Consider the following 13882-nt stretch of genomic DNA (forward strand, 5'->3'; position numbering starts at 1 on the left):
GATAGTTATCCTGTTAAGTTAGAACGAGGTTTGAGCGGAATACGGTACAAATACTCGGTATCATGCTCTCCTTCAAAGTGACGAGTTTGATCGAGAAAGGTCGATACCTCTCCTTGCTCGCCATGTGCTCGATCAAACTTCTTAAAGAGGCTCCATGAACCTTGATTGTTTTTCGTGATAGTCGTTTCCAATACACGAACATCAGCCATAACGTCACGAGCGAGCAATTCATGTAACAAATGTGAGGCAAGCCCTAGCCCACGAGCATTTGGATGCACGGCCACTTGCCAAATAAACAATTCATCAGAATTGTCAGGCTTTAAATAGGCAGAAATAAACCCCACGGTTTCGCCATTTCTTTCCGCTAAGATGCAAGTCTCTTGAAAGTGAATCGCTTGTAGGAAATTACAGTATGAGGAGTTTTCATCTAAGGGAGGGCATAGCCCAATCAAATCATGTACACGCTGCCCGTCGGCTTGATTAGGGGTACGAAACGTCCATTGTTCTGTCTTTGTTTGCATAATTTCCGGGTATGCAACCCAAGGTGCTGCTGTAATCATTGCCTGCCACATAAATAGTTAGAGCTCTAATTAAAAATCTCTATATAAACTAACAGTACAAATGGAAAATTCAACCAAAAAATTCAAAAAAATAGCAACAATAGATATAGAGTGCTGATTTAAAACGAATAAATAAGTTTGGACATTTAACTAAAAAAGAACCAATTAGTTAGATGTGTAATCAAATAAAAGTAAGGTAACAGAGCGAATGTGATTGAACCTAGCGGCATTAGCAATCTGAGTCGTTTTTGCAGTTTGCATTTGCAGCCTGCAAAAATTTTCTTGGTGAAGTTTGAAAAAACAAGGAAACAATAGCAACTAAGCGCTATAAAACTTGGCACGTATGCTGCAATAACTATATCGACCCTTCTTAAGCCGAGGGTCACCTAGCCAACTGACGTTGTTAGTGAATACTCTTTGTTCACAATTTACATAGGCCAATCGCGAATATTGCGGTTGGCTTTTTTGTTTTCTGAGAGAATTTGTTTACTGAGGGAAAACGTTAGAAGGGAACTTCAATTTGCATCATGACAACGCTGTCGAAATCTTCATGCCAACGATAGTCAAAACGCATGCGCGGCTCACCCGCTTTTTTCTCGCCAAAACCGATACTTAGCTGTAAGCCGTGACTCATTAACCACTCTTCGGTTGACATATCACTTTGCTCGTCAAGCAATTCAGAGGGTATCCAGACTCCAAAGCCAATGTAGCTTGTGGCCAATTTCTGAGTAAACAGGGGATCCGAATCGGCTTTTAAAAACCAATCGGCCCAGTAAGAAGAGTCGGCTGGAGATTCTTCAAATAAACCTAAAGCCAACAGTTGTTTCGATGCGTAACCCATACTATCTAATATAGAAAAGCAGACGCCCGATGCGGGTAACATTGCTGGGCTACTATCTGAACCTAGTGTTAATTCTAACTCTGGCGTTAATAATGAACCGGAATAGAGATCGCAAGCTTCCGTCAGCGACGAAAACATGATTAACGCACAAACAGCCACATTTAACTTCATGAATGCAAACAGCTCCGACCACGAAAAGGGCGTGGATTGTCTAGTAAAGTTTTCTTTGCTGCAAGATTTTCCTAACAGAGATAGTCGTTAAATCGGTAATGTCTAAATTTTCAGCTAACCGCTGACGAATATCAGTACTACGAATCGCGACTTTTTCAGGACAGGCCATGACTGACCAGCGTTGCAAGATATCTTGAGCTTTATAGAATTTCGCAAAATTGAACAGATTATCCGGGCCCATTACAAAAGTAATGTCAGCATCAGGTGATTGTTTTTGCAGTAATGACAAAACAGCGTGAGTTGTGACGCTCTGCCCGGGCTGTTGCAGTTCCTCTTCGACTATTGAGCGTTGTATCTTATCTGACTGCAAATCACGAATAAAAGCATCAATAAGTTCACAACGGATCTCATAACTGAGCATCTGCTTACCCCAAGCGTGTGAAATGCTCGGTACCAACAGAATTAAATCGAAATGGCTTAGCGATTCAATCACACTTTTATGTCCTAAGCTCGGAGGGTTAAAAGCACTCCCAAAGACGGCAATTTTAGTCATAGCAATCCTATTCAAGTCTGAAAACCATTTTCTCGGTTTTCTAATCTGATGATTTCGGTATGATACACCAAAGATTTATATTGCTTGCAGGAAAAGGAACCCTAATGGAACAAATGATCCGTGATGAGATGCGTGTTCTCTCATCCATTGACCCTGTTTATGAAATTGAACGGCGCGTTGAGTTTATTAAACGCAAATTGGTTGAATCTGGTTGTAAGTCTTTAGTGCTTGGCATCAGTGGTGGCGTCGACTCAACAACGTGCGGCCGTCTAGCCCAGCTCGCCGTGGCACAACTCAACCAAGAATACGCTGTTAACGACTATCAGTTTATCGCCGTTCGTTTGCCCTATGGCGAACAAAAAGATGAGGATGAAGCGCAGCTTGCTCTCTCCTTCATTCAACCTACACACTCAATTTCGGTCAATATTAAAGCGGGTGTAGATGGCCTGCACTCAGCCTCTCTTGATGCGCTACAAGGCACAAGCTTAACTCCAACTGACAGTGCCAAAATTGATTTCGTGAAGGGAAATGTAAAGGCGCGCGCTCGCATGGTCGCGCAGTACGAAATTGCAGGTTTTGTTGGTGCGTTAGTACTCGGCACGGATCATTCCGCAGAAAACATCACCGGTTTTTATACTAAATTTGGTGATGGCGCGTGTGATTTAGCACCACTTTTTGGCTTGAGTAAACGTCAAGTGCGCGCGGTAGCGGCTCAATTAGGCGCACCACAGCAATTGGTTCAAAAAACACCCACCGCGGATTTAGAAGAGCTCGCACCACAAAAAGCAGATGAAGATGCGTTAAACTTAAGTTATGACCAAATCGATGATTTTTTAGAAGGGAAGCCTGTTTCACAGCACGTGATTGACCGTCTTGTCGCGATTTACACAGCAACTCAGCATAAACGTCAACCGATCCCAACGTTGTACGACTGATCGACACAATCTCTCTATAAAAAGCACTAAAGCCAACTTCTCAGTTGGCTTTAGTGTTAAAGTCGACAATACAAGCTTGCACAAAGTGCCAAATTATTGACTCATTTTAATCAGTGATTTACCAATCAGCCACTCAAGCTCCCTTGCGCTCTCTTTGCCAAACTGTACAGCCACCGTTTTGTATAACCGATCAACACCGTTTGCTGCAAATTCATCCGCATTTTCAGTCGTCACAACATGATGAAATAATAAACGCAAAATAGCCAAAAATTGTGCATTTTCCAGCGCATTTATCCAGCTATCTGAAAAGCTTGAAAGGTCATTTTCAAAATCTAAATGCTCAACAAACAGCTTAAAAATCCGCCCATCTAAAGCGGCCGTAAAATCGGTTTTCTTTGGAAAATGGTGGCTAATCCCCGTTCGTGAAACCCCTGTTTGCTGACTCAACGTGGTATACGACATTTTGTCGTAACCCAGTCTCAATAACTGATCGACAACAGCATCCATTATTCTCTGAATGGTGATTTCAGTATCTTCTTTACTACGCTTTGGCATGGTCCAGACTCTTCTCTTTTTTATTAATCCATCTAACTCAATTGCGATGATAGTGCCGTTTCGCGAATCACCCCTCGTGGTATGGCATTTTCTGTCTAAAAAACCATCCCTTAAAACAGTAAATTCAAACCAGAATTATCTTGTTAAAAGCGTTATCTACTGGCTTGTTACTGTCACTCCTTTAGCTATCACTAATGAAACTTAAATTTCCAGTTTATTAGTCATCACCACTAATGGATGAAGCGCAATTTATAATATTAATAATTGTTTCAACCGAATAATCGTACAATCGTCAACAATTCGCAACGAACTGAACACTGTTCTGACAAATTTATGACACAAAAACTAGTGATTATTTGAGCAGTATCACACTCATTAATTCATAACGATGGCTAAAAACTTTCGAACAACCAAAATAAGACGCGATTTACCGCAAACCTGATTGGCTTTTTGTGGCTGATAAACGATTTGCCCGTTAGAATGTCCATACATTTACTAGAGGATTCACAATGAGTATCGAAAAAGACGTTGATATCCAAGTCTGCGAAGCATGTGGCTGCGCTGGCGAAATTGGCTTTATTATCAAAGAAGGTGATGAAGTTGCCGAAGTGATGGTCATGGCTCCCAACAAAGCTCAGCTAGAAGCTGAATTTGAGAAGTACCTCGCTCTTGCCAAACAGGTTTCAGATAATGTTGAGTTTGAAGTTTCACCGTTAGACGATAACTCTACTGAATTGCATGCACGTTTCAAATTTGAAGTCAGTGCCGAAAAACTTATTTTTGAACTGAAGTCGCGCTCTTTGGCTCGTTAATCTAATTGCTCTTAGCGGGCCTAATCATGGCTCGCTTTTTTATCGCCCAAGCACTTTGCTTTCTCATCCTAGGCAATGCATTATTGAAGCTTAACCGTAATCTGCCGATACTCTAGGTATCGTGTCTTCATCTGCAGGCTTTATGAATAAGTTTTCGCTTTTACTAACATTATGCAACCTTCTCTATGCCTCTTGTGCATGGTCACAGCCGCTCGATCAATATCAAATCCTTAACCACCTTGATAATTATGGCAATCTCTATTTGCGTAATAAACCCTACACAACACTACCCGAAAATCTCACGCTCAAAGGCAACCTAAATATTGCTAAGACATCGATAAAATCCCTGCCTAAGGGCTTGAATGTGCAGGGTAGTTTAGAAGCATCTAATAGCTTGCTAGAGAATATTCCAAAAGGTACCACCATTCGTGGTTATGCGAACTTACTGGGTAGTAAAATCAAATCGTGGCCAATGAGAATCAAGGTCGGTGGTTACCTGAATTTCACGGATACACCGCTTGAAACGCTGCCTGCGAATCTCTTAGTCAAGGGGGATTTGAGCGTAATTCGAACGCCATTAACCCAATTGCCCGAAGGTTTAGTCGTGGAAGGGAGTTTGTTTATTGGCGGTTCCAAAATCACCGAATTTCCTGACACGATGACCGTCAATGGTAATATTTATTTGGGAGGTAATGTCATCAGTAAATGGCCAAGCAAACTGACCCTTGGCGGCGCGGTCGCAAGATAGGCTAGAGAAGAGAAGAGAAGAGAAGAGAAGAGAAGAGAAGAGAAGAAGCCGTGAGCTCCTCTCTTCATCGTTTAATGATTATTGCTGATTCTTTACTGGGTTGGCGTAGCTATCGAGTAAATAGCGCTGTGCCCCTTCAGGGATTTGGGTCAGCTTGCTTTCTAAGTGAGCGCGGATATCTGGCGTGATATCACTACTTTCTATCCCAGCCGCTAACTTATTGATCGGGAATAATTTGTAGTTTGCGTGAATTTGGCGATCGATCTCTTGCGCCAATGCTTCTGGCGTTTCAAATGCTTGAGTAATCACTTCACCAAAGCCAACATGCACTCGGCCTTTCTCACCGACAATACCTTGGACAATGCTTTCAATATCTTCAAATTCCCCTTTTTCATAACGCCCATGCGTCGCTTTTTCATATAACTCACACGCTTTGGCCATATCACACGGATCGTTTTCATATGAAATCGCGACCGGGACAATTTTGAGCGATTGAATATACTGAGCAAACTCTATTTTCTGCTTGCGCCCTTCCACATGGAACATTTTCAAAATGGCCGGATCGGTAAAATCGTTACCATCTTTTGCTCGTCCCTCTTTTTGCGCTATCCAGATAGAATTTCCAGTTTCAAGTGAGTGTTTAATGTAAGCAGATAAGGTACTGAGCGCTTTCATCATCTCGCGCGGGCCTTTAGCCGAGCGTTTCACAATAAAGCTCTTATTAAGACGCATCAGCTCTGTAGCACAAGGCTTTTTCAATAAGTTATCACCAATCGCAATACGCACAGTTTTATGCCCAGACATATACAGACCATAATTGACCAATGCTGGGTCCATCGCGATATCACGGTGGTTCGAAATAAATAAATAAGCCGTCTGTTTATCCAATTTATCGAGACCACTGAAGGTGACACCTTGTGTCGTTGATTCTAGTGTTTTTGTGAGGTATTTCTTCACTTCAAGTTGGATTGCTTCCACGGACGTGAGTTTGGCCCATTTAAACTTTAAGTATGCTTTTACAAAAGGGCTCAGTATCGATTTTAGCCAAGCAGATCGTTTGTCAAAACGATGTTGCAAAATAGCTGAGATAAATTCTTCATCATTGATTAAACGGTCAATAGCCGCTGGAATCTCATCGTCGTTGTAAGGACGGATATCTACATAAGGATCAGTTGTGGTGGTCATATATTCATACATCAAATAAAAAGCTGGCTCATTCTACGCATAGTTGACGTAGCTCGCAGCTACAGTCGTAACAGATTCACTAAGGTCAGACCAGAATAAGGTGATTTTAGTTCGCATATTTGGCATTTTCTGTGAGACAAGGTACTCTTAGCGCCCCAAAATCAGTGAGAAGTACCATGAACTACGCGATTCAATTTGAAGCCTTACTGTCTGCTAACTTAGTTGTCACCCCTCGCAAGAAAGTCATCAAACACAGTTTGATTCGAGTAATGAGCGGATTAGTACTGTGTAAACTTGGCAAACATGAATATTCAGTTGAAGCAAAGCAGAGTTTTTGGATCCCTTTTGACTGTTTATGCTCGCTGACTATTTTTCCTAATACGCAGTGGCAGCGTGTCGATTTTTCAGTACGTTTAACCGCCGATTTTTCCCATCAAGCGGGTTACGTCACCTTATCTGAACTGAGCCAAGCCGCTTGTGATCACCTGAGTCAATGTCAACCTAACGATGAAATCTATTCGCACCTTCTTCATGTACTAAAAAGTGAAGCCACGCATTTTAAACCCAAATTATCGTTAAACAACTTCAGCGAAAAGCTATCAGCGTGGCAACCACATCAAGTAAGTGAGCTACCAATTGAATGTCAAATAGCACTACGTGTTCGTGAGGCACAAAAGCGCAAACTGTCTGGCATCAAGCTGAACCAAATCGTCGATGAGCTTTTCCAAGGAAATGAACAAGAGTGCCAACAACTTGCGCTTTTAGTTCTCGGGCGAAATTTGTAATTTTTCGCTTAAAAATGGATTGTTTACTGGCTGAATGATTAATCCCTAACTATACATTTATTAATAATATTAATATTTATTGATGGAAGGGATTGCCATGAAATTCAGCCATAAGATCGTCGCGGCGTCATCTTTGCTGCTGTTGGTCACCGTTACTCTGCTGACGATACAACAATACTTCACCGTCCAAAAAGAAGTGAAGTCACAAGTTGAAGCGAGTGTAACTGAAATAGTGGATGGGGTTAGCAATACAGCTGGTGCAGAGATCAATAGCCGCAAGGCCATTGCCGCTTACGCCACCAGCATGTTGGAAGTCGACATTAACCGAGAAAGTATGTCTAAGGTCATCACAAGGCCGATTGTCAAACAAACTTTTTTACTGGCTGGGGTCGGTTTTGAGAGCGATGGCTCTTACATAAGTAATGATCCTACTTGGAACCCAGGCGCATCATGGAATCCACGCGTGCGCCCTTGGTATATTGATGCAAAAAATGCCGACAAACTGATTATTACTGCACCTTACGCCGACTCTGCCACTAATGAAATATTGGTGTCTATTGCTACCCCAGTTAAAGATAACGGCAAATTTATCGGCGCCATCTTCTACGATGTTAGCCTTGCTGGGTTAGCAGAATTGGTCAACACCGTAAAATTATTTGATGCAGGCTATGTGTTTATTGTTTCATCCGACGGCACAACCATAGCCCACCCCCGAGCAGAGATGAACGGCAAGCCAATGAAAGAATACTTAGGCAATGCGGTTATCGCCGAAGAGCCTAAACAAGTGCTGATTGATGGCAAACACTACACACTCGATTTTTCAAAAGTCCCTGGTGAGGACTGGTATGTCGGTGTCGTTTTGGATGAAGAGATCGCCTATGCGTCTTTAGCAACACTGCGCAACAGTTCGATCATCTATACGTTAATCGCTTTAGTCTTCAGTATTGCGATACTGCTTGTGCTTATCCGTCTGTTGATGAAACCGCTTGATGCACTCAATAATGCAATACAGAACGTTGCCTCTGGTAGTGGTGACTTAACCCAACGCTTAGCCACCGACACGGATAAAGAATTCTCGGTATTAGCGGTCGGTTTCAATACCTTTACTGAAGCCTTACAACAACAAATTACCCAGTCTAAAGCCATCGGTTCAGAAATTTTACGCGGTTCGGAAATGACCTCGATGGGGTTGCAAGAATCGGCCGAAGCGATGCGTGATCAACTGCATGAACTTGAGCAATTAGCCACGGCCATGCATGAGATGGCCACCACTTCTGGCGATGTCGCCAACAACGCGCAAGGCGCGGCATCGGCGGCAAAAGATGCTGATGATGCGACAGAATTTGGTACCAATGTTGTGACCCAAACCACGCAAGCGATCGATAATCTTTCAACGCGTATTGATGAAGCAGTAACAGAGGTAAGTGCACTAGAAAATGCAACGGCAAACATCGAAACCATTTTGAAAGTGATCAACGACATTGCCGACCAAACCAACTTGCTGGCACTAAACGCAGCGATAGAGGCGGCTCGGGCTGGAGAGTCAGGCCGAGGCTTTGCGGTCGTTGCAGACGAAGTGCGTACGCTGGCGCAAAGAACGCAGCAATCCACGACGGAGATCCGTAATATGATTGAGAAGTTGCAGTCGAGCGCTACTTCTGTTGCCAATGCGATGAATCAGAGTAAAACAACGGCAGCTGAGGCGGTCAATCGTGCCGAAGAAGCAAATAATGCTCTGCTGAAAATCCGCGATGCTATTCAGCAAATTAGTGATATGAATATCCAAATAGCTTCGGCAGCCGAAGAACAAAGCTTGGTAGCAGAAGAGATCAACAACAACACGGTTAAGATCAAAGATCTTTCCGTTCAAGTTGCAGACGCCGCTGACAATGCCAATATCGCCATGCAAGCTCAAACCGAAAATATCAGAGAGCAAGATGCTATATTGAATAAATTTATCGTTTAATCCTCTACCGCAGCAACTGGGTAGACTCAGTAAAGGCGCTGATTACGCGCCTTTACTTTTCTAACGACTCACCGTTTGATTCACCATCAGACATTTGATAGCCGACAAAGCATGGCGCTAGAACGAGCGGCGATATCCATGACAATCTTTTGGTTATTGGGTTGATACTGCTGCTTCGTAAACAATTCTACCATTGGATTTGTCCAATCAATTTCAACGCGCTGACTGCGTTGAGATTTGTTCAAAACCACTATTCCTTCCTTACCGCGGCTGAACACTAACAAGTCATCGCTCGCTTCTAGCGTTTTCATTGGCAACGCATGCATTTTATTATGAAAAGCAATACACGCCGCCATTTGTGGCGAACACCATGCCTCTTGCCAGCGCGGAAGACCAGCATGGTTCAAAATGCCACTGGTGTTCAAATCAGTGTAAATTAATGGCACTCCCCCATCGCGACCAAGAATGTAGCTGTAGGCGATATTTTCTAAGGCTTCATCCATGACGAGGTCGGCAAACACAGCGTTGTTGGGGATATCATGCGTAATGGTGAACGTAATCGCTCGGTTGTTGGAAAGCGCCTGACCAAAACAATAAGGGTCAATCAGCCATTTCAGGCTACCTTTTGTTTGTAACGCATCGTATACCGTTTGAAATAGTGGAAAATCATAAGCACCCAACTTTGTTTCTTGCAGATAAGGCTCGAGAAAAAGTTGGTACTCTTCTTTGGTTGCACCGCCATCAGTAATGATCTCGCCAAAAATATGCATGCCTTGCGTAATGTCATCGGTCCATACTTTCTTCAAATGCTCAATAGACATATGCTTAGCAGCATCAATTCGAAATCCTTTGACTCCTAACGCTTTCAATGCCCTTAAATAAGCCTGTTGTTGCACAACCACATGTTCATTATCACGCAACGTCGGTAGGCCCGGGTCATGCGCCCCTCCAGTAATGCGGCCATTTTGCACTTGCCAACGATCCTTCCAATCTTTTATGCCAAACGCTTCCACAAAGTCATCTTTATCAAAGAGTGGCTGGGTCAGATCACCAAAGAGGCGCAGCGCTTGGTACTCATCGCTTTTATTCTGGTAGGAAGCTAAGTCTTGTGCGCTCGGGTATTGTAAATCCAAACGCAATTTGGATTCGTTGGCCATATGGTTGAACACTACATCGGCATAAATTCGCAAGCCTAATGCGGTTAAGGTTTCAACCATCTGTTTAAAATCATGGGTATTGCCCAGTTGATTATCAATGATGCGATAATCTTGCGGCTGGTAACGTTGCCACCATTTTGTACCTTGAGCGGTTTTGAACGATTTCATCGGCGGTGAAATCAACACCGTTTTATAACCCAGTTGAAAAATTTGCTCTGCACGCTCAGCGACTAAACGATACGGCCAATCAAAAGCATGCAAAATCACATCGGTTGGTTGAACATTTGTCATACGTCAATGTCCCTGTTCATCATGGTTAACTCACAAGTTGAAAGAGGCGAAACCTCACAATACGTCACTTGTTTCTCAAAGCGCAGTTTAATTCTCTGCATTTAACGTTTTTAGAGTATAGAGAGCGTTTCAGCAATTCCATCAGCCTTATTGCAATATTGTTTGTATGAGAGAAAAGGCGTAGAGCGATAAAAAAGCGCCTAGCTTTCCAAAGGGCTACACAACAAGTCACAGTTTATGCTGATAATCTCGCTATAATTAAGGTCAGTGAATTGCCAATCGCGGTAGGGAAGAAAATGAAAAAACTACGCATTGATATCGTGTCAGATGTTGTCTGCCCTTGGTGCATCATTGGCTATAAGCGGTTAGAGCAAGCGCTGCTGGCTCTCAGCGATACGATCGATGCAGACATCCATTGGCACCCTTTTGAACTCAACCCTGCTATGCCTATAGGTGGTGAACACCTACAGCAACATTTAGCCAAAAAATATGGCACGTCGATAGAAGCAAGTTTACAAGCACGCCAAACCCTCAGCGCCCTAGGGCAAGAAGTCGGCTTTCAATTCAATTTTAGTAACGACATGCGTATTTATAATACCCGTAAAGCGCATCAATTATTAATGTGGGCGAATAGCCAAGGAAAACAATTAGAGCTGGAAATGGCACTATTTCGTGCTTATTTCACTTTCGGGCAAGCCTTAGATGACGATGATGTCTTGCTCGACCTAGTACAGAGCCTTGGTTTAGACAGAGAAATCTGCCGCGCAGTTTTAACTGATGAGTCGTGGGCGAAAACCGTTTCTGTCACAGAGCAACAGTGGTTAGAGGCAGGAATTCAAGCTGTGCCAGCCTTGATCATTGAGCAACGCCATCTTATCTCAGGCGCGCAAACGACAGAGATCCTTCAACAGGTACTCGAAGATATCGCGCAACAGCTTCCTATGACTCAATAACGTTTTCTGATAAAAAAGGGCACCACTACTGTGTGCCCTAAATACTATTGTGTACTCTAAATACTATTGTGTACTCTAAATAAACTTGTGTGCTCTAAATTAAATAAAGTGGGTTTGAATTAATGGACGGGGGTATCCGTTTCTGTAAAGAATTGTCCAAAATGCTTTTCCAGCACTTCTGGCGTCAGCTTGCCTTCCGCTTCTAGCTGCTTAAGTTCAGCCACAATCGCTTTTTGCTCTTCCAACGAAGGCAGTTTCACTTCAGGTTCACCCGCCACCTGTTGCGACAATTGTGCTAACTCTTTTTCGAAATCACTCATTTTACTTACCTAAACATAAACGTAATGGGGGAAGTGTACCGATTTCCCCCTCATGATTCTAGAGCTTAAAGCTACCCACCATTTTATCTAAACGGCCAGACAGATCACGCAGCTCTTGGCTCGCTTCTGCCAACTCTTCTGCGGTGCTGGTGGTCACTTCATTGATGGCGTTGATCTCTTCAATATTTTGATTGATTGTGTGCACCACCGTTGATTGCTCTTCAGTCGCCGTGGCAACCTGAGTGTTGCGATCGGAAATATCGTGGATCCGCTCTGAAATATTCACTAAAACGTTCACCGCTTCATCGGAAGCGTCAACCCCTTCCTGTGTAACAGCCTTACCAGAAGACATCGCCGAGACCGCATCTTTTACATCGTTTTGTAATTGATTGATCATCTTTTGAATTTCTTCCGTTGAAGAGGCCGTGCGGCTGGCCAAATTGCGTACTTCGTCTGCCACAACAGCAAAACCTCGGCCTTGCTCTCCAGCTCTCGCCGCTTCAATTGCAGCGTTTAATGCCAGCAAGTTGGTTTGTTCAGAAATACCACGGATAACACCTAAAATAGAGCCAATATCTTGAGTGGTCGATGCTAGCTGCTCCACCACTTTACCCGTATTTTCGATATCCGCGGCTAAACGACTGATGGCATCTTTGGCTTTGCTTACCACTTCACGTCCTACTTCAGTGTTATCAGCCGCGTGATTTGCTGTTTCAGCTGCCGTCGCCGCGTTAGAAGCAATTTCACTGATAGTGGCCCCCATTTGATTGATCGCCGCCACCACTTGTATAGTTTGGTCACGCTGTTCTTGGCTATTGTCATGAGTTCGCGTCGATTTTTCCGACACCCGACCCGCCGCCGACTGCAATGCATGACTGGTAGAAGCAACTTCTTTCATCGATTGATGAATCTTCTCAATAAAACCGTTGAAGCCCGCTGATAATTGAGCGATTTCATCGCGGCCCAATACCTCAATCCGTTGCGATAAATCACCATCGCCTTTACCTAAATCGGTAAAGCGTTGTGCAATCTGTTTAATTGGGTTGGCAATACTATTCGCGAGAAAAAGACCCATCAAAATAAATAAACCCGCCACAGCTAAGGTTGTGAACAACATTTTTTGCGCAACGGCATTTAATTCTGCGAAGACTTCCGACACAGGTACTGAACCAATCACAAACCAGTCCATCGATTTCACGTAGACACTAGCGACAAAAACATCTTGGTTTTGATAGGTTGTCGAAATCAGGTTGAAGCGGCTTTTATTCAATAGTTGGTTTGCGTTTGAGCCGTACAATTGTGTTAATGAGGCTTTAGCTTTCTCTTTTTGGCGATGGATTTGCACTTCCCCTTTCGAGTTGGTCAAAAAGACAAAACCTGTGTCCTCGATTTTAAATCCATTGAGCAGGTTCACCATGTCATCCATTGATTTCGACAAACCAGACATCGTATCGCCACTGACATTTTGGTAGTTGGCAAACATTTTTACTTCGCCACTTGCCTCTTGGAACATACTGACCATGGTCTTTTGTCCCGATTGCGTAAAACCAAAAAACCAGCCATCTTGCTGTTGATTAAGCTGACGCAGAAAACCATTTTGGTTCCAGTAATACGCCGTTTTTCGGTTAGCCACAGAAGCATCATTTAACGAATATTGATCGCGTACATTATTGAGCTGCTTAACCAACATCGCCTCAGCGTCAGCATTAATATCGGTCGTCTGAACGGCTTGCTTGATGAATTCATTATTGGCTAGTTGCTCAGCAGAAAAGAGCAATTGCGATACTTCTCGATCTATCTGGCTACTGATTTGATCAAGTAACGAGGGAAGTTCGATATCAATTAATCGGTGCTCCAGTACCTCTCGAGCTTGACGCTGCGCCATTACACCAACGATAACCGTCGAAGCGAGTACCGCGAACGTAATTCCTAATACAACCTTTTGCTTAATACTCATCGAATTAAGTTTGAACATTATTTGCGCTCTTTATTATTGGCTTGTCATGAATAACTTTTTTGTATCGGCAACAAACCCTCTCTCTTGAGAAAT

14 protein-coding genes are annotated in these 13882 nt (G+C 43.3%); 6 read left to right on the plus strand and 8 right to left on the minus strand.

The annotated features are described in order from the left end of the window. Window positions 1-5: 5 nt before the first annotated feature. The 3 genes from ectA to AACQ79_RS14080 all read right to left on the minus strand — a co-directional run bounded on the left by ectA (window position 6) and on the right by AACQ79_RS14080 (window position 2125). Window positions 6-572, minus strand: coding sequence for a diaminobutyrate acetyltransferase (gene ectA / locus AACQ79_RS14070; RefSeq protein ID WP_013867982.1), 567 nt, complete (start codon window positions 570-572; stop codon window positions 6-8). A 490-nt stretch (window positions 573-1062) separates the two neighbouring features. Continuing rightward, a complete protein-coding gene (locus AACQ79_RS14075; protein ID WP_170899268.1) occupies window positions 1063-1572 on the minus strand; it encodes a hypothetical protein in 510 nt (169 codons plus the stop codon). Between the two features lie 40 nt (window positions 1573-1612). Next, window positions 1613-2125, minus strand: coding sequence for a nicotinate-nicotinamide nucleotide adenylyltransferase (locus tag AACQ79_RS14080; protein ID WP_026027468.1), 513 nt, complete (start codon window positions 2123-2125; stop codon window positions 1613-1615). 104 nt (window positions 2126-2229) lie between these two features. Between AACQ79_RS14080 and nadE the strand changes: the two genes are divergently transcribed. Next, window positions 2230-3060 carry an ammonia-dependent NAD(+) synthetase gene (nadE, locus tag AACQ79_RS14085; RefSeq protein ID WP_170899269.1) on the plus strand — a complete coding sequence of 277 codons (831 nt, stop codon included), beginning with the start codon at window positions 2230-2232 and terminating at the stop codon, window positions 3058-3060. Between the two features lie 93 nt (window positions 3061-3153). Here nadE and AACQ79_RS14090 read toward each other — a convergent pair whose 3' ends face one another. After that, window positions 3154-3615 carry a TetR/AcrR family transcriptional regulator gene (locus AACQ79_RS14090; protein WP_170899270.1) on the minus strand — a complete coding sequence of 154 codons (462 nt, stop codon included), beginning with the start codon at window positions 3613-3615 and terminating at the stop codon, window positions 3154-3156. A 509-nt stretch (window positions 3616-4124) separates the two neighbouring features. Between AACQ79_RS14090 and AACQ79_RS14095 the strand changes: the two genes are divergently transcribed. Together AACQ79_RS14095 and AACQ79_RS14100 are read left to right on the plus strand one after the other, a co-directional pair. After that, window positions 4125-4427 carry a YfcZ/YiiS family protein gene (locus AACQ79_RS14095; protein ID WP_010318562.1) on the plus strand — a complete coding sequence of 101 codons (303 nt, stop codon included), beginning with the start codon at window positions 4125-4127 and terminating at the stop codon, window positions 4425-4427. 121 nt (window positions 4428-4548) lie between these two features. After that, complete coding sequence (locus AACQ79_RS14100) at window positions 4549-5175, plus strand: hypothetical protein (protein ID WP_013867989.1); 627 nt, start codon at window positions 4549-4551, stop codon at window positions 5173-5175. A gap of 78 nt (window positions 5176-5253) precedes the next feature. Here the strand turns inward: AACQ79_RS14100 and AACQ79_RS14105 are convergent, their stop codons facing one another. Further along, window positions 5254-6360, minus strand: a complete 1107-nt coding sequence (locus tag AACQ79_RS14105) for a 1-acyl-sn-glycerol-3-phosphate acyltransferase (protein WP_026028217.1) — start codon at window positions 6358-6360, stop codon at window positions 5254-5256. Window positions 6361-6536: 176 nt separating this feature from the next. On the opposite strand from AACQ79_RS14105, the gene AACQ79_RS14110 reads away from it, so the two are divergent. Then, window positions 6537-7145 (plus strand): hypothetical protein, encoded by a 609-nt coding sequence (locus AACQ79_RS14110; RefSeq protein WP_017043337.1) that lies wholly within the window; start codon window positions 6537-6539, stop codon window positions 7143-7145. A gap of 97 nt (window positions 7146-7242) precedes the next feature. Next, window positions 7243-9111, plus strand: a complete 1869-nt coding sequence (locus AACQ79_RS14115; protein WP_026028379.1) for a methyl-accepting chemotaxis protein — start codon at window positions 7243-7245, stop codon at window positions 9109-9111. Between the two features lie 86 nt (window positions 9112-9197). On the opposite strand, the gene AACQ79_RS14120 is transcribed toward AACQ79_RS14115, so the two are convergent. Further along, window positions 9198-10559: an alpha-amylase family protein gene (locus AACQ79_RS14120; RefSeq protein ID WP_170899271.1), complete on the minus strand. Its 1362-nt coding sequence runs from the start codon at window positions 10557-10559 to the stop codon at window positions 9198-9200. A gap of 272 nt (window positions 10560-10831) precedes the next feature. Between AACQ79_RS14120 and AACQ79_RS14125 the strand changes: the two genes are divergently transcribed. Continuing rightward, window positions 10832-11512: a DsbA family oxidoreductase gene (locus AACQ79_RS14125; protein ID WP_088733464.1), complete on the plus strand. Its 681-nt coding sequence runs from the start codon at window positions 10832-10834 to the stop codon at window positions 11510-11512. 119 nt (window positions 11513-11631) lie between these two features. Here AACQ79_RS14125 and AACQ79_RS14130 read toward each other — a convergent pair whose 3' ends face one another. Beyond that, window positions 11632-11832 (minus strand): restriction endonuclease subunit S, encoded by a 201-nt coding sequence (locus AACQ79_RS14130; RefSeq protein WP_013867995.1) that lies wholly within the window; start codon window positions 11830-11832, stop codon window positions 11632-11634. Between the two features lie 58 nt (window positions 11833-11890). Continuing rightward, complete coding sequence (locus AACQ79_RS14135; protein WP_088733465.1) at window positions 11891-13807, minus strand: methyl-accepting chemotaxis protein; 1917 nt, start codon at window positions 13805-13807, stop codon at window positions 11891-11893. Window positions 13808-13882 lie beyond the last annotated feature (75 nt).

This window comes from Vibrio sp. 3-2(1) (genome assembly GCF_963887575.1).
In the GTDB taxonomy this organism is placed as follows: domain Bacteria; phylum Pseudomonadota; class Gammaproteobacteria; order Enterobacterales; family Vibrionaceae; genus Vibrio; species Vibrio anguillarum.